Below are 22,635 nucleotides of genomic sequence, written 5' to 3' on the forward strand. Positions count from 1 at the left end.
CTCCTTGTACAGATTAAGATTCCTTCACTTCTTTAGGAGCCGGAAGCAATGAAAGCTCCTCTTTTCTCTTTTTCCGCAATTTATCTTTTCTGACGTCACGCAGGAACAGACTTAGAATTAAACCTGCCAAACAGAACAATGTTGCCCACATAAAAGCGTCATTAATCCCCATGACGTTTGAATCGAGTGTTGCATGTTTATAAATATGAGAGTAAACATACGTTTTCGCTGTTTCGTAGGATACATTCATATTCACCATTATATTGGAAACCGCATTTTGGAACGCATGGAGGAAGTTCGGGTCCGCCGTGCTTGTTTTATCTGCAATTTGTGAATAATGGAATGTCGTACGGTTTGTATAAATCGTCGTAATTAAGCTTGTACCGATTGATCCGCTGATTTGGCGAAGCGTGTTGCTCATCGCCGTACCGTGGCTGTTCAGACGGGCAGGAAGCTGGTTCATCCCCGCTGTCATAACCGGCATCATTAAGAGTGACATACCGAAGGCACGGATTGAGTAGATCAGCATGATGTGTACATATGATGTATCAATCGTTAATTGTGTATATTGATAGGTTGTGACCACTGTCACGAGAAGCCCGATAATCGCGAGCGGTCTCGGACCGAATTTATCAAACAAAATACCAGAGATCGGTGACATGATCAGCATGACGATCGCACCCGGAAGCAGAAGCAGCCCGGATTGAAGTGCCGTAAAGCCGACCAGGTTTTGCAGGTAAATCGGCAGCAGGAACATACCAGTGTACAGCGCTACTGTAATAATAATATTAATGACACTTGATAGTGAGAAAATGTCGTATTTAAACACTCTGAAATCAAGCATCGGATCGTCATGACGCAATTGCTGAACAACAAAAGCAACAATTGCTATGACACCGATAATAACTGTAGACAGGACAATCGGATCTGTCCAGCCGTCAGAACCTGCTTCACTGACTCCGTATAGTAAGGAGGCGAATCCGACAATGGAAAGAATCGCTCCAAGCGTATCGAGTTTGATTTTTTGCGGCTCCACCATATTTTTAAAGATGAAGAAAGCCACGATAATAACAATTGCGCCGATCGGCACAAGTCCGTAAAACATGATGCGCCATGTGTAATGCTCAATAATCCACCCGGAAAGAGTCGGGCCGACCGCCGGAGCAAACATCATCGCAAGTCCGAAGATCCCCATTCCTTTCCCCCTGCTTTCAGGCGGGAAGATGAATAGAATAGTTGTCATAACGAGCGGCTGCAAGATTCCTCCGCCCACGGCCTGAATCAAACGGCCGATCAGCATTGTGGAGAAGTTAGGTGCGATACCGCAGACTAACGTACCAAGTGTAAAACAGAACATGGCGACGAGAAAGAGACTCCGTTGGCCAAATCGTGTAATAAGGAAGGCTGATAACGGAATCAAAACGCCGTTAACAAGCATGTAACCTGTTGTGAGCCACTGAATCGTCGTTGCGCTTACACCAAATTCAGTCATTAAGTGCGGCATTGCGACGTTAAGCAGCGTTTGGTTCAGTATTGCCAGAAATAAACCCGCCATTAGCACAATCAGCAATGACATTGGGCTTTTCGCTTTATTTTCTTTGCCTGTAGCCATCTAAGACAACCTCCTTTCATGGTTTGATGACTGATCTGTTTTACTCAGAAATTTTAACAGATGCATTCATACCAGGAAGCACCTTATCAGATGGGTTTTTGATTGAAATTTTCACTGGAACTTTTTGCGTTATTTTTGTATAGTTGCCGCTTGAATTTGCAGATGGAAGCATATCAAAAGTTGAATTTGTCGCATAACCGATTTCTTCTACAGTACCGTCAAATGTTGTGTTAGGTTCTCCATCAACGACAACGTCTACACTATTGCCTACTTCAACATCCGCAATATCTGTTTCTTTAATATTCGCAGTGATGTACAGGTGGTCCATGTCAATGGTTTGGGCAATTGTTGTGCCAGCTTGTACAGTTTGTCCGTTTTTCACTTCGTTTTTCACAATTGTTCCATCCATGATGGATTTTACGTCAACAGATTGTTCACCTTTGATTTTTGCAACTGTGTCGCCTTTTTTGACTGTTTTTCCTTCTTCAAGATCCCAGTCAGATACTTTGCCTGCTGCTGGAGCTGTAATAGCAGCCATATCGCCGGCTACTTTCGCTTCGTCTGTTTTGATAAAGTTAGTGCTTTGATAATAGTAATAAGCACCTCCGCCTATAATTGCAAGAACAACAATCAAACCGATAATGTTGGTCAGAATTAAACGTCCTCTGTTCATTTTGTTTTCTCCTTTCGTTTCATCCTCTATCATTTTGCGGAATGGTGGTGAAAATATGTGAGAAGTTTTTCATTACCGCTTTTCTGAACAGCCTTCAGCAATCTTCGTTAAGCTTCCGGCAAGCTTACGCAAATATTGAAGCTGGGATGTATCAAGCTTTTGGTACAAACCCGCCCCCATTTTCGCATAATGTACAGCGGCTTTTTCTAGCAGTTCTTCCCCCTCTTCGGTTAACTGAATCATAACGATACGGCGGTCATCAGGACTGTCATATCGATTCATCAATTGGCGCTTATACAGAATATCCGTCATCCGCGTCACAGAAGCAGGCTTAAGATCAAGCGACATTGCCAGCTTGCTTAACGGGGTGCTCCCGCTTTGATGAATTTTAAACATCAGCAAGTATTGAAGGACTGTAATATCAAAAGGCTCAAGCACAATCTCCAATATCTTCTTCTGTTTTTTATAAATTGCCCGAGACGTATCGAAGAGCTGTTCAAAAGTGAGCAAAGCACGTTCTGATTCAGTCAACTCCTTTTCACCTCAATCCTCAATAATAGTTCACAAGATAAAATATTAATAAATGAAAGGAGATTTGTCAAAGGAAAAATATCTTTTTTTCTCGTATTTTTTCCGCAACCGTTTTCTTACTTTTATTAAATTAAAAAAAGCCCTTAAATGGGCTTTTCTTTACGAAAATTGGTGGCTCACGCCAGATTCTTCATTTTTGAAAAAGTTCTTCAAAGCCTGAAAAACGTCAGACTTCTGTTTTAAAATATAGTACTTAAATTTATCGTCTTTCACATTTTTGTATGCAGACATTAACGTTGAATGCCTGTTGTACTGATTGACTTCGCCGTAGCAGAAAAGATTCGCTTTCTTCATAATATCATTGACCAATTTCACACAGCGCGCGTTATCAGATGTCAGGTTGTCACCGTCAGAAAAATGAAACGGGTAAATATTATAGCGGGCGGGATTGTACTTTTCATCAATCAGCTCAAGCGACTTTCGGTATACGGAAGAACAGATTGTTCCGCCGCTTTCTCCCTTTGAGAAAAAGTCCTCTTCCGAAACGACTCTCGCTTCTGTATGATGGGCAATAAATTCAATTTCTACAGTCTCATATTTCGTCCGCAAAAAACGGGTCATCCAGAAAAAGAAGCTTCTGGCCATGTATTTTTCCCAAACACCCATACTGCCGCTTGTATCCATCATCGCTAAGACGACAGCCTTTGACTGGGGCTTTGTTATGTCATTCCATGTCTTATACTTCAAGTCCTCCGGGTAAATCGGATAGAACGACGGCTTTCCTGACATCGCGTTTCGTTTAAAAGCTGACATCATTGTTCTTTTCTTATCTATATTACCGGTTAACCCTGTCTTACGGATATCATTAAACTCAATATCTGTATGAATGATATTGTCCCGCTCTTTTTGCTGGAGATTCGGGAGTTCTAATTCCTTAAAAAGCGCTTCTTCTAAATCCATTAATGAAACTTCTGCTTCATAATAATCTTCGCCTGCCTGGTCACCGGCGCCCTGCCCTTTTCCGGGTCCCTGTTTTTTGTCTGATCCATCCCGGGCCACGACATCTCCAATCTGGCTGTCGCCTTCTCCTTGGCCTACGTGTTTATTTTTATCATAGTTATAACGAATTTTATACTCATCCAGTGAACGGATCGGGATCTTCACGACATCTTTTCCGTTGGACATAATAATGCTTTCCTCAGTCACGAGGTCCGGAAGATTGTTTTTAATCGCTTCCTGCACTTTTTTCTGGTGACGCTGCTGGTCATCAAAGCCTTTGCGATGGAGGGACCAGTTTTCCTCAGAAATCAAAAAATGGCCGCTGTCATTTTGGGACATGAATTCCCCTCCTTAACCATTTGTGGTCGTGATACATACGTATTCCTGCTTGTGCGGGATTATGAAACAAGTCTTCGAAAAGATTTATATTCATCATATGCACAAAAGCACGGTTAATTGACAAACTATTTAGAAAATGAGACAGAATAACCCGCCCTATTCGGACGGGTCACGTTGCTTATCGGTTCAGCAGGCTGCCGACATATTTCAGCAGCTCATTGGCGCTCGTCGAGTTGTAGCCGTGCTCATCAATTAAACGGGCCACGACTTCATTTACCTTTTTCAGCTGCTGCTCATCCGGCGTTTTGGTTGAAGTCGTAATTTTAACGACATCCTTCAGATCAGCAAACAACTTTTTCTGAATCGCTTCACGCAGTCTTTCATGAGAATTGTAATCAAACCGCTTTCCTTTTCTCGCATAGGCCGAGATGCGGATTAAGATTTCTTCACGGAACGCTTTTTTGGCGTTTTCCGAAATGCCGATCTGCTCTTCGATTGATCTCATCAGCTTTTCGTCAGGGTTCATTTCTTCTCCTGTCAAAGGATCACGCAGCTTGTTTTTATTGCAATAAGCCTCTACGTTATCAAGGTAATTGTCCATAAGTGTTTTTGCTGATTCTTCATATGAATACACAAACGCTTTTTGAACTTCCTTTTTCGCAATGTCGTCATATTCCTTGCGGGCGGCAGAAATAAAATTCAAAAACCTCTCCCTGTCCTCGCTTGAAATCGAAGGATGCTGATCAAGACCTTCTTTTAAGGAACGTAGAACATCAAGTGAATTAATCGATTCCATATTTTTTCTGATAATCGTTGAAGAAATCCGATTGATCACGTACCGCGGATCAATGCCGCTCATGCCTTCATCATGATATTCTTTTTTCATGTCCTCAACGTCGACAGAATTATATCCTTCCACACTTTCTCCATCATACAGTCTCATTTTTTTAACCAGATCAATATCTGACCTTTTAGGCTCTTTTAATCGGGTGAGAATCGAGAACATTGCAGCGACCTTCAACGTATGCGGGGCGATGTGAACATCCGACACATCGCTCTCGGCGATCATTTTTTCATAAATTCTCTCTTCCTCAGACACTTTCAAATTATAAGGAACCGGCATCACAATGATTCTTGAGTGCAGGGCTTCATTCTTCTTATTAGAAATAAATGAGCGATACTCCGTTTCATTCGTGTGAGCCACGATCAGCTCATCAGCAGAAATTAACGCAAATCGCCCGGCTTTAAAATTCCCTTCCTGTGTCAATGAAAGCAAATGCCAGAGAAATTTCTCATCACATTTCAGCATCTCCTGAAACTCCATCATCCCGCGGTTGGCTTTATTCAGCTCCCCGTCAAACCGATAAGCACGCGGATCCGATTCTGAACCGTATTCGGCAATGGTTGAGAAATCAATACTTCCCGTCAAATCGGCAATATCCTGAGACTTCGGATCAGATGGGCTGAATGTTCCGATTCCCGTACGCTTATCTTCTGAAAAGAAAATGCGCTCAACCTTCACATCCTCAATTCTTCCTCCGTACTCTTCCTCCAGCCTCATGACATTTAAAGGAGAAAGACTTCCTTCTATTCTTATGCCGTACTCTCTGTAAAAGTCATCTCGCAAATGATGGGGGATTAAATGTAGAGGGTCCTCGTGCATCGGGCAGCCTTTAATCGCATATACGGCACCATTATCCGTCAGCGTGTACGCTTCGAGACCTTTTTTAAGCATCGTGACCAGCGTTGATTTACCGCCGCTCACAGGCCCCATCAGCAATAGAATCCGCTTTCTGACATCAAGCCTTTTCGCGGCCGGATGAAAATACTCTTCCACAAGACGCTCCAGTGATTCCTCAAGCCCGAACAGCTCACGGTCAAAAAAGCTGTACTTCTTCCGCCCGTCGACCTCCTCTATCCCGCTGTCTTTTATCATATTAAAAACACGAGAATGAGCAGATTGCGCGACCATTGGATTTTCTTTAATAATCTCCAAATAATCGGCGAATGTTCCTTCCCATTTCAGCCGCTGCTCTTCCTCTCTGTACTGTTCAATTTTCTTTAATATATCCATAAGGACCTCCTCCATCATGTTTGATGCGCTATGCAAATAAGGTACTTTGATACAATCTATGCCGCCATCTCGTGATACATGCTTTGGTTTCTTAAAATAAAGATGCTTACACGGGCGTTGACAAGGCAGACCGCGACCGTTCATAATAAAGAAATAACAGAATCATCCAGACTCAGGCAGCACGGAAAAATTGAAGAGGGGGAGAGACGGTGAATACAATCATCATGATGGGTGTCATTGTCACTTTTTTAGTATCAATTTTTACCGCAGGGTACGAAAGCAAGCCGGGAAAAGAATAAAAAAAGGGTGCTCCTCATAAGAGCACCCTTTTTGTATAACAGAACAGTGTTTTACAGTTTTATTTTTTCTTTAACCTTTGAATGATGATCGCATTCGTATTTGTTTTTGTACTCAATTGTTCCGATGCTGCAGCCCGGCCCGATGATCACTTCTTTTCCCCTGACAACTGCCGCCTCGGTATTCTCCAAATAAACCTGATCTCCTTCTATGACATTGGCAATCAGTTTTGTATTCTTCCGTTTAAAAAAGCTCGCGCGTCTTTTCACTATTATTGTTGTTCCGCCGATTTCCCGCACATAGCTTACATCATGGCTCAATCCAAGCTTAATGTCACCCGCATTCAATAATCCTGACACATCAACGCAGCCTGTGACATGGAACATTTCTGTTTCACAATCGCCTTTGACGCTAAGCTTCCCTTTCACATCGCACGATTCTCCAGTCATATTCCCGCCAATTTCAGTCAAACCTTTCAGATTGAATCGATCAAATTGAAGTGAACCGCTTACTTTCATTGTGCCGTATACATTGATTCTGCCGGCTGTCAGATCGCCTTTAAACTCACTTTCTCCATACACACGCAGCCGATCAGTCTCTGCTTTCCCGAGAAAACATCCTGTTCCGAATATGCGGCAGCCCGCGGCAGACAGCCCTTCACCGACCACACCTTCTCCTTTGATGCTGACATGGTGATATGCGCCTCCTGCAGCGTGACCGGCGCCATATAATTTTAAATTTCCCAATTTTGTTGTCTCCATTACGATCCTCCTCACATCTTCGTGCATGTTTCTACCGATGCGCTCGGATCACAAGTATAGTCCCCGCTGTATTCCACGGTTTCAATCTGGCAATTCGGTCCGATTTTCACTTTATTTCCTCGCACGGTTTTCGCCTTTGTATTTGTCAGCTCAATCACGTCCCCTTCAATCAGTTCAGCCGTTAAAACAGGCTGCGGCAACAGTCTGAGCAAGGTCAGCATCCCTTTTCTGCCAGTCACTTGAAGATGGCGGCAGCCAATTTCACGCACATTACTTTCCCCGGCAGAAAGCTTTATAATCACTTGGTCAGCATTTAAGAGCCCGCTGATGTTGCATTTCCCTTCCGATTGAAAGGTTTCCGTTTCACAATCCGCTTCCATGACTGCTTTTCCGCTAATGACAATGTCATCAGCCTTGACTGTACCGCCAAATGTCGATGATCCAGCGATATTCAATTGTTTTGCAGATACCTCTCCCTCAATTAAACCTGTTCCGTTAATCCGAATAGATTCTGCTTCAACGTCTCCATGTATCTTACCTGAACCGCTGATGGTTACCGCTTTCGCTTTGACGCTGCCGTCAGCTTTTCCAGTTCCGTTAAAAGAAAAAGTCTCACACTCTACGTCCCCTGCCACTGTTCCGCTGCCGTTAATCTCAACTGATTGAAACGTTCCTCCCTTTGAACTTCCTGATCCGTTTATCACCAGCTTTTCCATTACATCCATTGATGGCCCTCCTGCATATATGTTGTTTTTAATTCCTCTGACGCCTTAGCTAAATCTACCCGTTCCACAACCTTGACGGATGACTCAAATAGAATGCTGTCCGCCGCGGCCGCTATAAAACAAGTTGTGACACCGAGCTTCCGCAGCATAATCAGCTCCGTCTGTTTCTTGATCTCTTCAGTATCATGCTGCTTTAACACCCCTGCAGCCATTTTCGCTTCTGCCAAGCTCACATTTCCGGACTGCAGCAGCCCTTCAAGCACATACAGCGAAAGCAGATCACGTGAAGAAAAAACCGAATTCTCGCCGCCTTCTGAAAAGACATCAAGAGCAGTCCTTGAAATCAAACCTTTATGAATCAAATCATCAGCGGTCATGCTGACATCCTTCATTTTCGGCGACAGCATTTCCCTCATTTCATCCAGTGACAAATTTTCCTTCATCTTTTGAATCATTGAAATGCGTTTTAAAATATCCTCTCTCGGAAAAAACGTCTCTTGCCCTGTAAATGTGGACTTGCGAATAAACCATTCCTCAGGAATTAAGTTTTTCCGCTTCCACCGATACAGTTGACCGTAAGAAATCGATGTTTTTTCAAGTAATTCTTTTTTAGAGATTAATTGTTCTTCCATAGGTCCAGCTCCTTCGATGGATTCATTGTAACATAACACTGTTACGTTGTTAAGCCCAAATACAAAACAAAGCATCCCTAATAACATAAAAAACCCGCCCATCATTGATGAGCGGGTTTTTTCACTATTTTAAATCACGGTAATTTTGCTGGCGCAATGCTTCATAAATAAGAATCGCCGCGGTATTGGACAGGTTTAATGATCTGACGTGCTCTGTCATCGGAAGACGCAGGCAGCGGTCCATATTATTTTGAATTAAATCCTTTGGCAAACCGCTTGTTTCTCTTCCGAACACGAAGAAATAATCTTCGTCAAGCTCAGTGTAATCAAATGATGTATGAGGCTGCTGACCGAATTTCGTAATAAAGAAAAACTGGCCTTTTTGATATGCCTCAAACAATTCTTCCAACGAATCATGATAGACAACGTTAACAAACTCCCAATAATCGAGCCCGGCACGCTTCAGCATTTTATCATCTGTTGAAAAGCCGAGCGGACGAATCAGGTGGAGCGTTGTATTGGTTGCTGCACAAGTACGTGCAATATTCCCTGTGTTAGCGGGAATTTCTGGTTGATATAAAACGACATGTAATGCCACAATGTTCACCTCTGTTTTTCTTATCCGCCCATCATTATATCATTAATTATGCTTTTGTCGTATCATCAACGATATGAAAAAAGGCATATCGTATTGACGGCGTATATGCCGTAGAATCCTCATACGACCAAAATCTCATCCGGCTGTCATACGACTGGGCGTTAACAAGCGGCATATTGCCTTTGTCCTTCGCCACGACAATCGTTGTATGATTAAACCGGCCGTCTCCTTCAAAGTCATAGCAAATCACATCACCCGGCACCAGTTCTTCCGCTGATTTCACCCGCACCGCACGCAGGCCGGCCTTTGAATTCGACAAAAACATTTTCATAGAATGAGCCACCGTCCAGCTGTAGCTCCATGAACTTTGTTTCATCCACCAGCCTGACCCTCTGTTTGGATGGCCGCGCATCGGTGCGTCTCCCGCATGAAGACACTGAGAAATAAAATTCGTGCAGTTATCGCTGAAATTTTTATAAGCCGGGTTGCGCTTGTTCCAAAATTTCTCGGCATATTGCACAGCACCGAGACGATCGTATTGAAATGCCCTGCCAAACGCTTCTCTTTCCTCTTGAGAATAGTCAATAATGCTGGTCCCTTCATGAAATCCAGCCGGCTTTTTCTCAATTTCCTGATCACTAATTAAAATGTGATCATAAAGGAAAGCCACCCGCTCCTCTATGTGCTCTTCCATATACAAGCTGTCGTCCTGCTCCTTACACACGTATTCATAATGGATGGTATACATCATGCAGGTCGTTCCGTCATCCTCAATCCGCGCATGACCGATGACGGCCTTCGCTTTCGCTTTTACGATATCAACTTTACGCTTTTCCAGAAGCTTCTTCTTTCGCTCCATGACTTCTAGGTCTCCGACTTCAGACTCCTGTCTCATAGCATGCCCGTTCACCAAATAGCTCAGCCGCTCCTCCGCTAATTGTTCTAATATGTGCTTCAAGCTCACCCCACCCGCCATACTTTGTTATAGAGAAAAAACACTTGGATGCATCTCAAGTGTTTTTGCCTTCTGTTCTATACGTATGTCAGGACAGGCCTTGTTTAGTCATGCCAGAAGCTTTTAGCAACTCAATTCCTTTTTCAATTTCCTGATTTGCCTCTTCATCCTTCTCTTTTTCCAACGCTTTTTCAAGCTCTTCCGCGTATGCATGGTCTCCGATTTTACCGATCGCCCATGCAGCTGTTCCTCTGATAACAGGACGCGGGTCCTTATGCATCAGTTCCGTCAATTCAGGCAGTGCGGAAGCATCTTTAAAATGGGCAAGGGCGAGAATGGCGTTTCTCTGAATCGGTTTCTTCCCGCGCCAAGAACCTGAAACATGTCCGAATTTCTCCTTAAATTCCCGGTTGCTGATGGTTAAGAGCGGCTTCAATAACGGCTTAGCAATCTCAGGATCAGGCTCCATTTCCGGATGAAGATGAAAGTCCTTCCCTTTATTAAGAGGACACACCGTTTGGCACGTATCGCACCCATACAGACGGTTTCCGATCTTTGTACGGAATTCATCAGGCAAAAATCCTTTCGTCTGGGTCAGAAAAGAGATGCAGCGCTGCGCATTCAGCTGTCCCGGATTGACCAGTGCTCCCGTCGGGCAGGCGTCCAGACATTTCGTGCAGGAGCCGCACATGTCTTCAATCGGCACATCGGGTTCAAAAGGTATATTTGTGATCATTTCCGCTAAATACACATAAGAACCATACTCAGGCGTTGTGATCATACAGTTTTTCGCGCTGAATCCGATACCCGCACGCTCCGCAACCGCCCGATCAGATAATTCACCTGTATCGACCATTGACTTGGTTCTGATATCCTCATGCTTGCTTCTCAGAAATTCCTCCAGCAGATCGAGCTTTTCCCTTAGCACATCGTGATAGTCTTTGCCCCAGGAGGCTCTGCAAAAAATGCCCCTGCGCTCAGTTCTCGTGCTTCTCGGCGCATCCTTCATTCTAGAAGGATATGCGAGAGCAATCGCCACAATTGATTTCGCTTTCGGCAAAAGCAGCTTCGGCGTCACCCTTTTCTCGATATCCGGCTCTTCAAAGCCGGAGAGGTAGCCGAGTGATTCTTGAAGAATCAAACGGTCTTTTAAACTGTCAAAAGTATCAGCGGTCGTAAAACCAATCTTGTCCACGCCAATACTTTTCGCGTATTCAATTAATTCTTCTTTGAGCTGATAAATGTTCATGCTTTGCACAGCCTCCTTTCTTTGTGATAAAACGATACAGCGTTTATAATAGGTTGATATCCCGTATCTGGAGTGAATGCTTGTGAATATCAAACTTGATTCTGTTATTACTGAACGTGCGCCCGGCTTACACGCGGCGGCTGTGATTTATGAGAATATCGAAGTTGGTTCCTCTCCGCAAATGCTGAAAGGCAGGCTTCGCCTATTTCAAGAATCCTTGTTTTTTGATTATGCGGACGGCGGAATATCCGATGAACCCTTCGTCAAGGAATGGCGAGAACTTTTTAAACAGCTTACCCCTTCATTTGAGGGAGAAACAACTCCAATGGAGGACATGCTGATCCCGATATCCAAAGAACAATTCCTGGAAAGCAAGGATTCAGCCCATGACACCATTGATTTTTTCGCATTAAAATATTCTCTGCCCATTATGATTTATGATGCCGGCAAGCTTCATGAGCCAGTCCGGATCTCATTGGGAGAAAAAGAAAACATCATGCTATTCTCTGATAAAAACGGCATATTTGGCGATTTCAAAAACAGCGTCAATCGCTTTCCCGTTACTAACGAGACCAAGAACATGCTGCAAATCATCTTTTTCCTGCCATCCATAAAAAAAAGCAGCGCTGTTAAACTCTTATCATCATTAACGAAAATGTTTGAACAAATTCACGGCGGCGCCCATACAGTACATTGGCTTACGTAAAAGAACACAGATAATGTGTTCTTTTTTACATAAAAAAACGCAATACTTCGTTTATCTAAGAAACGAAACACTGCGTTAATAACGTATGTATGGAGCGGGTGATGAGAATCGAACTCACGACATCAGCTTGGAAGGCTGAGGTTTTACCACTAAACTACACCCGCATTTGTGATAGTCAGTAACAGTATTGCTCTGACTTTTTTTATATTACACGTTTATTGATTTTTCGTCAAGGGAGTATAAAAATTTTGTCGAAAAAATGTTTTCTTTTTGTAAAGTTGTTAAGTCGCATTTACATAATGTTAAGTATACTATACAATATAATCAAATGAGATTGTGAAGGGGACAGACGTCATGATGAAAAATAAAGTGAAAGAGCTGAGGGCGCGTTTGGGCTATTCTCAGGAAAAACTCGGAGAAACAGTCGGCGTCACAAGACAAACGGTGGCAGCTATCGAAAAAGGCGACTATGTTCCCTCACTGTTGTTAGCACTAAAAATCTGCAAAGCTTTCTCCATGAAAATGGAGGATGTCTTTTGGTTAGAGGAGGAATACTAAGATGAGCATGAAAACAAAAGCAGCTTTTCAACTAGTTTTGTTTGGCCTTGCATGCTGGACGCTGATTGCATACTTTAAAGCCTCTGAAGGCATAGCGGCCTTTTCCCGTACAAAGAGCGGCGAGATGGTGTTTGAATTAAACCTCACTCCCTTTATTCTGTTTATTGCGGCGGCTGCGGTTTATATGTACTTGCATAAGAAAAGCCGTCCTGCCCGAAAGCAGCTTCTCCTGCCTGATGAATTTGAAGAGCAGGATGAAAGAGAGCAGATGATGACGGCAAAAGCATGCCGCGCGTCTTATATCGCCGTCTATTTCTCGCTTCCTGCCGCAGCGGTTCTTCTCATTTTTTATCCGCTTTTTCAATCGCATATTCCGTTTTTCCCAATTATTATTGTGTTTATCATCATGATCATCCAGCACCTATCCTACGTCATCGCTTTCAAGAAAAACGAAAAAAACTCCGGCGCGCTGTAATCGGCCGGAGTTTTTTCTTACCAGCTCGCTTTTTTCACACCGGGAATCTGGCCTTTATGAGCCAGCTCCCTGAAAGCGATTCTGGACATTTTAAACTTCCTCATATATCCTCTCGGGCGCCCTGTTACCATGCAGCGATTGTGGAGCCTTCCCGGTGCCGAATCTCTCGGCAGCTTGCTGAGTGCCTCGTAATCTCCTTTTTCTTTCAGCTCGCGTCTAATATCAGCGTATTGTTCAACAAGCTGCTGGCGTTTTAACTCTTTTGCCACTTTTGATTTTTTAGCCAAGTCACATAGCCTCCTTTTTAAATCGAAATTATTACGATTTAAAATGTATCACGCACGATTCAAAAAAGCAAGTATACCGCTTTGTAAAACAGACGGCCTGAAGCCGCCCGTTTCTAATGATGCAATTCCACATAATACAGTAGCGCATCTTGATGCTTAATGAGCTCTTTTTTGTGTTCAGAGGTGTGCATTGGTTCGTCAGTCCCTTTAATACTGCTGCCGATCAATACAGGTTTTTCGAAAGAAATCGGTTCAGCCGACGAAATCTTCTGAGTCACTTCCTGTGCCGCGCTATCATCACGCCGAAACGACGAATCAGCCGCAATATTTCCTTGTTTATCCACAATTCCAAAATGAACGGTGCTCAGTTTATTCTTACCTTCTCCCTCCTCATTCTCAAAGCAAACAAATTGTAATGAATCGGGTTTTTCCTCCGAGTAATCTGCACTTACCGGTCCAATGGTTTCAAAAAGCTTTCCATTTTGATAATGCTCTATATACATTTCAGCTCCAGAAATACTATCGCTGATATTTGCGACCTCGGCAGTGAAGGTTTGTGAGGCTGCAACATTCATTCTATTTTTTTCGAGATCTGACATATCCGCCTCTTTGATTTCCATTTGTTTTGTATCTTCGCATGCTGACAGCATAGCAATCAGGCAAATGATTGTTATGCTTATCAATGTTTTCAGAAAATCAGCTCCCTTCTTTACATATCATACAATGTGTTCAAGGGCTGTGTTTTACTTAAACCGGCGCCTTATCCCCCTTTTGTTCTAAAGCTTTCTCGTTCGCTCATTTTCAAATGGCAGAAGCAAAAGCCAAGTCTGCAAAATAAACACTTTTCTAAGTGAGGATACCGGTCATAAACCAACTCTATTTAAGCGAGATTTTGTCTGCCTGTTTATCACTTACTCTGCTTGTTTCGCAAATAGAAAAGAAAAAATCATTATCACACAAATTTTCATTGTTTTAAAACCTGTTATGACAGGGGGTTATCATCATTTTCAATACTAGATATCGATTAATAGAGATAACTATTTTATAATGATTATAAAATAATATTGACTTTTTACTTAGAGATGATATTATGTTCTTATAAATTCCAAGAGGTGATCACATGAGTTCAAATAAACTGACAACTAGCTGGGGCGCCCCGGTTGGAGATAACCAAAATTCAATGACTGCTGGTTCTCGCGGACCAACTTTAATCCAAGATGTTCATTTACTCGAAAAATTGGCCCATTTCAACAGAGAACGTGTTCCTGAGCGTGTTGTTCACGCCAAAGGAGCAGGTGCTCACGGATATTTTGAAGTAACAAACGATGTAACAAAATACACGAAAGCCGCTTTCCTTTCTGAAGTCGGCAAACGCACACCGTTGTTCATCCGTTTCTCAACAGTTGCCGGTGAACTTGGCTCGGCTGACACAGTTCGCGACCCGCGCGGATTTGCCGTTAAATTTTATACTGAAGAAGGAAACTATGACATCGTCGGTAACAATACACCGGTATTCTTTATCCGCGATGCGATTAAGTTCCCTGATTTCATCCATACACAAAAAAGAGATCCAAAAACACACTTGAAAAACCCTACAGCTGTATGGGATTTCTGGTCACTTTCACCAGAATCGCTTCACCAAGTGTCGATTCTGATGTCTGACCGCGGGATTCCTGCGACACTTCGCCACATGCACGGCTTTGGAAGCCATACATTCAAATGGACCAATGCCGAAGGCGAAGGCGTATGGATTAAATATCACTTTAAAACAGAACAAGGCGTGAAAAACCTTGATGTTAGTACCGCTGCAAAAATTGCCGGTGAAAACCCAGATTATCATACAGAAGATCTTTTCAACGCGATAGAAAACGGTGATTTCCCCGCATGGAAACTATATGTGCAAATCATGCCTTTAGAAGATGCAAATACGTATCGCTTCGATCCGTTTGATGTCACAAAAGTTTGGTCTCAAAAAGACTATCCGTTAATCGAGGTCGGGCGTATGGTGCTTGACAGAAATCCGGAAAACTACTTTGCAGAAGTAGAACAAGCGACATTCTCACCTGGAACACTTGTGCCTGGCATTGATGTTTCTCCGGATAAAATGCTTCAAGGCCGGCTGTTTGCTTATCATGATGCACACCGCTACCGTGTTGGCGCAAACCATCAAGCGCTGCCAATCAACCGCGCACGCAACGAAGTGAACAATTATCAGCGTGACGGACAAATGCGCTTTGATAACAACGGCGGCGGATCTGTATATTACGAGCCTAACAGCTTCGGCGGCCCGAAAGAGTCACCTGAAGATAAACAAGCAGCATATCCGGTAGAAGGAATCGCTGACAGCGTAAGCTATGATCACAACGATCACTACACACAAGCCGGTGACCTCTATCGTTTAATGAGCGAGGATGAGCGCGCCCGCCTTGTTGAAAACATCGTAAACGCCATGAAGCCGGTAGAAAAAGAAGAAATCAAACTTCGTCAAATCGAGCATTTCTGCAAAGCCGATCCTGAATACGGAAAACGCGTGGCTGAAGGCCTTGGATTGCCGATTAAAAAAGATGCTTAATAGAGATGCAAAAACCCGCTGTGCAATTAGCGGGTTTTTTATTTAGTTACGCACTTCGTATGCTTCATATCAATTTCCTCCATTGGCATCGCACTTCATAACCTCTCGTTTGTTTTCAAAATCAGAGCTTAAACGGCAAAATCTTATTCCCATTAATACATAAAAAGGCCCTTATCTAAAAGATAAGAGCCTTCGGTGCCCCGATCAGAAATGCTGAAATTAGTGCTGGCAATCTTTTATTTGTAAAGCTGGCTGCCTTGATTTACAAATTCTTCGGCTTTTTCTTTCATCCCCTCTTCGATGGCATCCCATTCACTAAGCTCTTTGTCCTTCGCATAGTCGCGAATATCCTGAGAAATTCTCATGCTGCAAAACTTCGGACCGCACATTGAACAGAAATGAGCGGTTTTCGCTCCTTCTGCCGGCAAGGTTTCATCATGGTATTCAAGCGCTCTTTCCGGATCAAGAGATAGATGAAACTGGTCTCGCCAGCGGAATTCAAAGCGGGCTTTCGATAAAGCGTCATCCCTTATTTGCGCTCCGGGATGCCCTTTGGCAAGGTCAGCGGCATGCGCAGCAATTTTATATGTAATGACTCCTTCACGTACATCATCACGATTAGGCAGCCCCAAATGCTCCTTCGGCGTTACATAACAAAGCATAGCTGTTCCATACCAGCCGATCATCGCCGCTCCGATCGCTGAAGTAATATGGTCATAGCCCGGCGCAATATCTGTCGTCAGCGGCCCCAAGGTGTAAAAAGGCGCTTCTTTACAAATGTCCATTTGTTTATCGACGTTCTCTTTAATTTTATGCATCGGCACATGCCCTGGTCCCTCAATCATCACCTGAACATCATGCTTCCAGGCAATTTGCGTCAATTCTCCGAGAGTCTCCAATTCAGCAAACTGCGCTTCGTCATTGGCATCAGCGATTGATCCGGGGCGAAGCCCGTCCCCAAGAGAGAAAGCAATATCATACGCTTTCATGATTTCACAGATTTCTTCAAAATGAGTATACAAAAAGCTTTCCTGATGATGAGCCAGACACCACTGTGCCATAATCGCTCCCCCGCGTGACACGATTCCGGTTGTCCGTTTAGCGGTTAACGGCACATACCGCAGCAAAACACCCGCGTGAATCGTAAAATAATCCACCCCCTGCTCTGCCTGCTCGATCAGCGTATCACGGTAAATCTCCCACGTTAAATCCTCCGCTACGCCGTTTACCTTTTCAAGCGCCTGATAAATCGGAACAGTTCCCACAGGCACGGGGCAATTGCGGATAATCCATTCACGCGTCGTATGAATGTCTTTTCCGGTAGAAAGATCCATCATCGTATCCGCTCCCCAGCGAATGGCCCACGTCATTTTTTCCACTTCTTCTTCTATAGATGACGTAACCGCTGAATTCCCGATATTCGCATTAATCTTCACATGAAAATTCCGGCCGATAATCATCGGTTCGCTTTCAGGATGATTAATATTTGAAGGAATGATCGCCCGGCCGCTTGCTACCTCATCTCTGACAAATTCGGGAGACACATGCTCGCGGATTGCGATAAACTCCATCTCAGGTGTAATGATCCCCTTTTTGGCATAATGCATTTGTGTGACATTTTGACCTGCTTTCGCCCGCAGCGGTTTCCGCTTTAGTCCTGGGTAGCTCACGTTTGAATTTGCTTTTTTATAACCGTTATCTTCTGGTTTGATCGCCCGTCCCTCATATTCTTCGACATCGCCGCGCTCACTGATCCATTTTTGGCGGAGAGGCTTTAATCCTTCTTGAATATGAATGGTCACATCAGGATCCGTATAAGGTCCGCTTGTATCATAGACACGCACAGGCGCGTTTTCCTCTTCGCCGAACGATCCTGTCGTCGGACTTAAGCCGATTTCCCTCATCGGCACTTGGATGTCCGCAGAAGAACCTTCCACGTATACTTTCTTGCTCCCCGAAAAACTCGACATAATGGAAATGTTGGCTTGCTGCACTGAATTGTTTTGCATCACTAATCTTCCCCTCTCTTCGTTTGAAAGGACAAAATCAAGCCCATAACCAGCACAAAAAACCGGATTCAAATGAATGAACCCGGTTAAAGTCAGAAAGAAACTTATTATTGCCCAGCACGACAATAATAAAAACAATTTCTCTACTTCCCCACGCTGGTACGAACCAGATCAGGTCCAAAGGGTTAAGAAGCTTACCTTCTCTCTCAGCCCGAAAACGGGCACCCCCAGTAACTATTGATTTCGGACTCATCTTAACATAAAACCAACCTAAAAAAAAGAGGAATATATAAAATATTCAGCTAATTCGCCCCAAATATTTAACCGGCAGCGGGGTTTCAAATATTTCATGTTCACCCCTCGTTACCCGATATGCCTTTGCACCCGGTCTTGAACTCACTGTCTGAAATAGCCGATTATTTATGAAATGAAGAGCCGCTCCATCGTCCGCCGCATAGCCCTCGCACAAGAATTCGTTACATATCAGCTGATGGTATATCGGTCTCCGATCCTTCTCACCGTCATAATGAGGACAAAAGCTTCTTTGCAAAAAACCTAAACTTTTCATACTTGTCAGCGGTCCAGCTGAATCCGTCACCCCTTCTGCAAACCAGCAGATCGCACCGGCACTTAATCCAGCTAGAACCACACCGTTCTTCCACGCCTCTCTGAGAATAAGATCCAGCCCCCACTCCTTCCATAGCACAAGCATATTCCGCGTATTCCCCCCGCCAACATAAATCACGTCCTTTTCCATAACAAAAGAAGTTAAATCTGTTGACGGCGGCTTAAATAAGGATAAATGAGACGCCACACAATCCAGTGTTTGAAATGTATGATAAAACCGCTGAACATAGTTTTGGGAATCACCGCTTGCCGTCGGCAAAAAACAAATACGAGGCGTCTTCCGTGCCGATTGATTCATGATATATCGATCGAGGGACAAATTTTCCGGCTCCATCGAAAAACCGCCCCCTCCCATCGCAATAATCTGTTTCATCATCCCACTCCCCGACAAAATTTGTTATTCATTATAGCATGACACAAGGCTAAATATTTTTTTATCAGAAAGAGCTAGAACATAAAATTCCTAACGATGATTTATAGCCCGAATCAAACCTAACAGCAACCAAAACCAGCATAAAATAAAAATTGCGCAGTAACAGAACTCGCAAACCCAGAACTCAGAAAGTGTTGCATGAACAATTAGTTACAGTTGTTCATTTCATAGAGAACTGTAACAAAGTCATAAAAAAAGACGGTGTCTCATTTATGGGACACCGTCTCTTCCTTTTATTGCTCCACTCTTTGTAAAGCCTCGTTTACCGTTTCTTTTATAAATGCGTCTTCACCGCTTAATGAGTCTAAACTGAGATCACCATTTCTAAGCCTTTCGGAAATATTGTTTATATCCTCTTCTACCGTGATTTGCAGTTCACCAGCCAAAAACATTCTATGTAATTCATCAGCAACCAGACTTTCTTTATTCATTTCAACTCCGCTCCTTTGCTTTAAATTATTCTTAGTCTGTCCCTAGTACGGACGAATAATAGGAAAAAAGTACGAATCAAATGAATCTTTTTCCCTTCTTCTTACGTATATCTGTTGAGAAAAAGAAAAAGGGGAAGATCTAACATGTCATTTTTTAAGAAGCTTGCAGCAAGTGCCGGAATCGGTGCTGCAAAAGTAGATACAATTTTAGAGAGAGACGCCTATTATCCAGGAGAAGAAGTACGGGGATCTGTCCATGTCAAAGGCGGAAAAATCGCTCAGGACATCCGCTACATTGACTTACAGCTTAATACACGGTACGTCATTGTAAAAGACGATGAAGAGCACCGTAAATCCGCTACAATCCATTCTTTTCGGGTCACTGGTTCATTTGCCATTCAGCCTGGAGATGGGCAACAATTTCCGTTCACATTCACTCTGCCTCTAGATACGCCGATCACTGTAGGGAAAGTAGAGGTTGCCGTGGTGACAGACCTTGACATTCAAGGCGGTATCGATAAATCCGATCATGACCGCATTTTCGTTGAAGCGCACCCTTGGATTAAAAATGTCCTGGAAGCTATCGAAAACCTGGGCTTCCGCCTGAACGAAGCAGACTGCGAACAAGCGCCCTACTTCCAGCGCCGTCTTCCATTCGTTCAAGAATTTGAGTTCGTTCCGACTTCCGGATATTATCGTCAGATGCTTGATGAATTAGAGCTCATTTTCCTTTTAGACGAAGACGGTTTGGAAATCATTTTCGAAGTCGACCGCAGGGCAAGAGGACTGCGAGGATGGCTGGAAGAGATGTATAATGACGGAGAACAGCTCGTACGTGTCCGCTTCAGCCAATCAGAGCTTGAAGATGCAGAAGGTCTTGAAGAGGTGTTAGAAGAGATCATAGACCAATACGCTGAATAAATTATTAAAAAACAAAAACCCGTTTCTACATAAGAAACGGGTTTTTCAGTATACCGGTGGCCGGGGTCGAACCGGCACTCCAGAAGGAACACGATTTTGAGTCGTGCGCGTCTGCCAATTCCGCCACACCGGCAAGTTTTACGTCGTATCTAACCGACGAATATAAATATATCATGGATCTTATTAAGTGTCAACGTATTTCAAAAAAGTTTTTTTGAAAGATAATAATAAAAAAGTGTTAAGAGACTTGGCTAAACATAATGGTAAAGCAACTTTATGATCATGTATCAGAACTTCTGTTTATGATAAATCAAAGCAATAAAAAAATGATCTACACAAGTAGATCATTAATATGATTAGTTATAATGATAAAACAAAAACACCAATTCGACTTATCATGTAAGTAAAATTGGTGCCGAGGGCCGGACTTGAACCGGCACGGTAGTCACCTACCGCAGGATTTTAAGTCCTGTGTGTCTGCCAATTCCACCACCCCGGCAAAAGAAAGGCGACACCCGGATTTGAACCGGGGATAAAGGTTTTGCAGACCTCTGCCTTACCACTTGGCTATGCCGCCGTAATTGGAGCGGAAGACGGGATTCGAACCCGCGACCCCCACCTTGGCAAGGTGGTGTTCTACCACTGAACTACTTCCGCATCTTAAGGGACTTAATACATGATATGCAATTGATATAAAAAAGTGAGACTGGGCTAGCTGGATTCGAACCAACGCATGACGGAGTCAAAGTCCGTTGCCTTACCGCTTGGCTATAGCCCAATGATAATATGGGGCGATTGATGGGAATCGAACCCACGAGTGCCAGAGCCACAATCTGGTGCGTTAACCACTTCGCCACAACCGCCATAATCTCAAGATGTCATAAATTTGGCAGGGGCAGTAGGAATCGAACCCACACCGGAGGTTTTGGAGACCTCTGTTCTACCGTTAAACTATGCCCCTATAAAAATGGTGGAGGGGGGCAGATTCGAACTGCCGAACCCTGAGGGAGCGGATTTACAGTCCGCCGCGTTTAGCCACTTCGCTACCCCTCCACATTAAGTTTTGAAAAACAGTGCCGGCAAGAGGACTTGAACCCCCAACCTACTGATTACAAGTCAGTTGCTCTACCAATTGAGCTACACCGGCATAAGTGGTGGCTCGGGACGGAATCGAACCGCCGACACACGGATTTTCAGTCCGTTGCTCTACCAACTGAGCTACCGAGCCTTATTATTTAAATGGCGGTCCGGACGGGACTCGAACCCGCGACCTCCTGCGTGACAGGCAGGCATTCTAACCAACTGAACTACCGGACCATATTGAAATGAATTATTTTGGTTGCACCCTTCGGGCACTCCTTATTTCATTCGTATAATTTGGTTGCGGGGGCAGGATTTGAACCTGCGACCTTCGGGTTATGAGCCCGACGAGCTACCGAACTGCTCCACCCCGCGATGATAATGGTGGAGGATGACGGGCTCGAACCGCCGACCCTCTGCTTGTAAGGCAGATGCTCTCCCAGCTGAGCTAATCCTCCATCATATAATGACCCGTACGGGATTCGAACCCGTGTTACCGCCGTGAAAGGGCGGTGTCTTAACCGCTTGACCAACGGGCCCAGACTTTCAATTATAATTATGTATAAGTATCAGTGGCGGAGAGCAAGGGATTCGAACCCTTGAGACGGAGTTGACCGCCTACACGATTTCCAATCGTGCTCCTTCGACCACTCGGACAGCTCTCCAATGATGGCTCCGCAGGTAGGATTCGAACCTACGACCGATCGGTTAACAGCCGATAGCTCTACCACTGAGCTACTGCGGAATAAATCTGCCTGGCGATGGCCTACTCTCACAGGGGGAAACCCCCGACTACCATCGGCGCTGAAGAGCTTAACTTCCGTGTTCGGTATGGGAACGGGTGTGACCTCTTCGCCATCATCACCAGACAATTTCAGTGACATTTAATATTATACTATGTATTCTTGAGAAAATCAAGTGTTTTTTTAAAAAAACTTATTCTCTCAAAACTAGGTAACAGATATGACATCATTCAAAATGTGGTTAAGTCCTCGATCGATTAGTATCTGTCAGCTCCATGTGTCGCCACACTTCCACCTCAGACCTATCAACCTGATCATCTTTCAGGGATCTTACTTCCTTGCGGAATG

At 43.9% G+C, this 22,635-nt stretch carries 21 protein-coding genes, 17 tRNA genes, 2 rRNA genes and 1 riboswitch; of the genes, 5 read left to right on the forward strand and 35 right to left on the reverse strand.

Going from position 1 to position 22,635, the window contains the following annotated elements; genetic code table 11:
• Window positions 1-13 precede the first annotated feature (13 nt).
• The 11 genes from JMN17_RS16075 to queG all read right to left on the reverse strand — a co-directional run bounded on the left by JMN17_RS16075 (window position 14) and on the right by queG (window position 11,445).
• Window positions 14-1,612 (reverse strand): MFS transporter, encoded by a 1,599-nt coding sequence (locus tag JMN17_RS16075; RefSeq protein ID WP_202328529.1) that lies wholly within the window; start codon window positions 1,610-1,612, stop codon window positions 14-16.
• A gap of 40 nt (window positions 1,613-1,652) precedes the next feature.
• The gene (locus JMN17_RS16080) at window positions 1,653-2,318 is read right to left on the reverse strand and encodes an HlyD family secretion protein (protein WP_087993712.1); all 666 of its coding nucleotides are present in this window, start codon (window positions 2,316-2,318) and stop codon (window positions 1,653-1,655) included.
• Window positions 2,319-2,357: 39 nt separating this feature from the next.
• Window positions 2,358-2,816 (reverse strand): MarR family transcriptional regulator, encoded by a 459-nt coding sequence (locus JMN17_RS16085; protein ID WP_087993711.1) that lies wholly within the window; start codon window positions 2,814-2,816, stop codon window positions 2,358-2,360.
• Window positions 2,817-2,975: 159 nt separating this feature from the next.
• Window positions 2,976-4,154: a sporulation protein YhbH gene (gene yhbH, locus JMN17_RS16090; RefSeq protein ID WP_202328530.1), complete on the reverse strand. Its 1,179-nt coding sequence runs from the start codon at window positions 4,152-4,154 to the stop codon at window positions 2,976-2,978.
• 178 nt (window positions 4,155-4,332) lie between these two features.
• Window positions 4,333-6,228 (reverse strand): serine/threonine protein kinase PrkA, encoded by a 1,896-nt coding sequence (gene prkA, locus JMN17_RS16095; RefSeq protein ID WP_148964361.1) that lies wholly within the window; start codon window positions 6,226-6,228, stop codon window positions 4,333-4,335.
• A 350-nt stretch (window positions 6,229-6,578) separates the two neighbouring features.
• On the reverse strand, window positions 6,579-7,286 hold the full coding sequence (locus JMN17_RS16100; protein WP_087993708.1) for a hypothetical protein: 708 nt from the start codon (window positions 7,284-7,286) through the stop codon (window positions 6,579-6,581).
• An 11-nt stretch (window positions 7,287-7,297) separates the two neighbouring features.
• The gene (locus tag JMN17_RS16105; protein ID WP_087993707.1) at window positions 7,298-8,011 is read right to left on the reverse strand and encodes a bactofilin family protein; all 714 of its coding nucleotides are present in this window, start codon (window positions 8,009-8,011) and stop codon (window positions 7,298-7,300) included.
• Window positions 8,002-8,643, reverse strand: a complete 642-nt coding sequence (locus JMN17_RS16110; RefSeq protein ID WP_176365314.1) for a YhbD family protein — start codon at window positions 8,641-8,643, stop codon at window positions 8,002-8,004. Before JMN17_RS16110 ends, JMN17_RS16105 begins: the two co-directional genes overlap by 10 nt.
• Before the next feature lie 124 nt (window positions 8,644-8,767).
• Entirely contained in the window at window positions 8,768-9,250 is a 483-nt protein-coding gene (trmL, locus tag JMN17_RS16115; RefSeq protein ID WP_087993706.1) for a tRNA (uridine(34)/cytosine(34)/5-carboxymethylaminomethyluridine(34)-2'-O)-methyltransferase TrmL, read from the reverse strand.
• 37 nt (window positions 9,251-9,287) lie between these two features.
• Window positions 9,288-10,217, reverse strand: coding sequence for an amidase domain-containing protein (locus JMN17_RS16120; RefSeq protein WP_087993705.1), 930 nt, complete (start codon window positions 10,215-10,217; stop codon window positions 9,288-9,290).
• Window positions 10,218-10,284: 67 nt separating this feature from the next.
• The gene (gene queG / locus JMN17_RS16125) at window positions 10,285-11,445 is read right to left on the reverse strand and encodes a tRNA epoxyqueuosine(34) reductase QueG (protein ID WP_087993704.1); all 1,161 of its coding nucleotides are present in this window, start codon (window positions 11,443-11,445) and stop codon (window positions 10,285-10,287) included.
• Between the two features lie 82 nt (window positions 11,446-11,527).
• Between queG and JMN17_RS16130 the strand changes: the two genes are divergently transcribed.
• A complete protein-coding gene (locus tag JMN17_RS16130) occupies window positions 11,528-12,151 on the forward strand; it encodes a B3/B4 domain-containing protein (RefSeq protein ID WP_087993703.1) in 624 nt (207 codons plus the stop codon).
• Between the two features lie 90 nt (window positions 12,152-12,241).
• Here JMN17_RS16130 and JMN17_RS16135 read toward each other — a convergent pair.
• Window positions 12,242-12,315: transfer RNA gene (locus tag JMN17_RS16135), tRNA-Gly, on the reverse strand.
• 193 nt (window positions 12,316-12,508) lie between these two features.
• Here JMN17_RS16135 and JMN17_RS16140 point away from each other — a divergent pair.
• Window positions 12,509-12,709 carry a helix-turn-helix transcriptional regulator gene (locus JMN17_RS16140; RefSeq protein ID WP_087993737.1) on the forward strand — a complete coding sequence of 67 codons (201 nt, stop codon included), beginning with the start codon at window positions 12,509-12,511 and terminating at the stop codon, window positions 12,707-12,709.
• 1 nt (window position 12,710) lies between these two features.
• On the forward strand, window positions 12,711-13,184 hold the full coding sequence (locus JMN17_RS16145) for a hypothetical protein (protein ID WP_087993702.1): 474 nt from the start codon (window positions 12,711-12,713) through the stop codon (window positions 13,182-13,184).
• Between the two features lie 17 nt (window positions 13,185-13,201).
• Here the strand turns inward: JMN17_RS16145 and rpsN are convergent, their stop codons facing one another.
• A complete protein-coding gene (gene rpsN, locus JMN17_RS16150) occupies window positions 13,202-13,471 on the reverse strand; it encodes a 30S ribosomal protein S14 (protein ID WP_061188229.1) in 270 nt (89 codons plus the stop codon).
• Between the two features lie 113 nt (window positions 13,472-13,584).
• Entirely contained in the window at window positions 13,585-14,121 is a 537-nt protein-coding gene (locus tag JMN17_RS16155) for a hypothetical protein (RefSeq protein WP_202328537.1), read from the reverse strand.
• Window positions 14,122-14,591: 470 nt separating this feature from the next.
• On the opposite strand from JMN17_RS16155, the gene katA reads away from it, so the two are divergent.
• Window positions 14,592-16,043 (forward strand): catalase KatA, encoded by a 1,452-nt coding sequence (gene katA / locus JMN17_RS16160; RefSeq protein WP_202328531.1) that lies wholly within the window; start codon window positions 14,592-14,594, stop codon window positions 16,041-16,043.
• A gap of 236 nt (window positions 16,044-16,279) precedes the next feature.
• Here katA and thiC read toward each other — a convergent pair whose 3' ends face one another.
• The 3 genes from thiC to JMN17_RS16175 all read right to left on the reverse strand — a co-directional run bounded on the left by thiC (window position 16,280) and on the right by JMN17_RS16175 (window position 19,543).
• Window positions 16,280-18,052 carry a phosphomethylpyrimidine synthase ThiC gene (gene thiC / locus JMN17_RS16165; protein WP_202328532.1) on the reverse strand — a complete coding sequence of 591 codons (1,773 nt, stop codon included), beginning with the start codon at window positions 18,050-18,052 and terminating at the stop codon, window positions 16,280-16,282.
• Window positions 18,053-18,183: 131 nt separating this feature from the next.
• Window positions 18,184-18,291: riboswitch (TPP riboswitch) on the reverse strand.
• Window positions 18,292-18,350: 59 nt separating this feature from the next.
• A complete protein-coding gene (locus tag JMN17_RS16170; protein WP_202328533.1) occupies window positions 18,351-19,052 on the reverse strand; it encodes a Type 1 glutamine amidotransferase-like domain-containing protein in 702 nt (233 codons plus the stop codon).
• Window positions 19,053-19,345: 293 nt separating this feature from the next.
• On the reverse strand, window positions 19,346-19,543 hold the full coding sequence (locus tag JMN17_RS16175; protein ID WP_087993699.1) for a hypothetical protein: 198 nt from the start codon (window positions 19,541-19,543) through the stop codon (window positions 19,346-19,348).
• Between the two features lie 144 nt (window positions 19,544-19,687).
• Here JMN17_RS16175 and spo0M point away from each other — a divergent pair, with 144 nt between their 5' ends.
• The gene (gene spo0M, locus JMN17_RS16180) at window positions 19,688-20,464 is read left to right on the forward strand and encodes a sporulation control protein Spo0M (RefSeq protein ID WP_202328534.1); all 777 of its coding nucleotides are present in this window, start codon (window positions 19,688-19,690) and stop codon (window positions 20,462-20,464) included.
• A gap of 51 nt (window positions 20,465-20,515) precedes the next feature.
• Here the strand turns inward: spo0M and JMN17_RS16185 are convergent.
• The 18 genes from JMN17_RS16185 to JMN17_RS16270 all read right to left on the reverse strand — a co-directional run.
• Window positions 20,516-20,597, reverse strand: a tRNA-Leu gene (locus JMN17_RS16185).
• Between the two features lie 277 nt (window positions 20,598-20,874).
• Window positions 20,875-20,963: transfer RNA gene (locus tag JMN17_RS16190), tRNA-Leu, on the reverse strand.
• A 7-nt stretch (window positions 20,964-20,970) separates the two neighbouring features.
• Window positions 20,971-21,041: transfer RNA gene (locus JMN17_RS16195), tRNA-Cys, on the reverse strand.
• A gap of 5 nt (window positions 21,042-21,046) precedes the next feature.
• Window positions 21,047-21,121 (reverse strand) — tRNA-Gly (locus JMN17_RS16200).
• Between the two features lie 49 nt (window positions 21,122-21,170).
• Window positions 21,171-21,242: transfer RNA gene (locus JMN17_RS16205), tRNA-Gln, on the reverse strand.
• Between the two features lie 9 nt (window positions 21,243-21,251).
• Window positions 21,252-21,327, reverse strand: a tRNA-His gene (locus tag JMN17_RS16210).
• 24 nt (window positions 21,328-21,351) lie between these two features.
• Window positions 21,352-21,425, reverse strand: a tRNA-Trp gene (locus JMN17_RS16215).
• Between the two features lie 7 nt (window positions 21,426-21,432).
• Window positions 21,433-21,517, reverse strand: a tRNA-Tyr gene (locus tag JMN17_RS16220).
• A 21-nt stretch (window positions 21,518-21,538) separates the two neighbouring features.
• Window positions 21,539-21,611, reverse strand: a tRNA-Thr gene (locus JMN17_RS16225).
• A gap of 5 nt (window positions 21,612-21,616) precedes the next feature.
• Window positions 21,617-21,692, reverse strand: a tRNA-Phe gene (locus JMN17_RS16230).
• A 12-nt stretch (window positions 21,693-21,704) separates the two neighbouring features.
• Window positions 21,705-21,781 (reverse strand) — tRNA-Asp (locus JMN17_RS16235).
• A gap of 61 nt (window positions 21,782-21,842) precedes the next feature.
• Window positions 21,843-21,919 (reverse strand) — tRNA-Met (locus tag JMN17_RS16240).
• A 7-nt stretch (window positions 21,920-21,926) separates the two neighbouring features.
• A tRNA-Val gene (locus JMN17_RS16245) sits at window positions 21,927-22,002 on the reverse strand.
• Window positions 22,003-22,011: 9 nt separating this feature from the next.
• A tRNA-Glu gene (locus JMN17_RS16250) sits at window positions 22,012-22,083 on the reverse strand.
• Window positions 22,084-22,117: 34 nt separating this feature from the next.
• Window positions 22,118-22,209: transfer RNA gene (locus JMN17_RS16255), tRNA-Ser, on the reverse strand.
• 5 nt (window positions 22,210-22,214) lie between these two features.
• Window positions 22,215-22,289: transfer RNA gene (locus tag JMN17_RS16260), tRNA-Asn, on the reverse strand.
• An 8-nt stretch (window positions 22,290-22,297) separates the two neighbouring features.
• Window positions 22,298-22,413 (reverse strand): 5S ribosomal RNA (gene rrf, locus JMN17_RS16265).
• A 111-nt stretch (window positions 22,414-22,524) separates the two neighbouring features.
• Window positions 22,525-22,635: ribosomal RNA gene (locus tag JMN17_RS16270) — 23S ribosomal RNA — on the reverse strand; the annotation flags it as partial.

The sequence above is a fragment of the Bacillus sp. RHFS10 genome, assembly GCF_016757475.1.
GTDB lineage: Bacteria > Bacillota > Bacilli > Bacillales > Bacillaceae > Bacillus > Bacillus subtilis_G.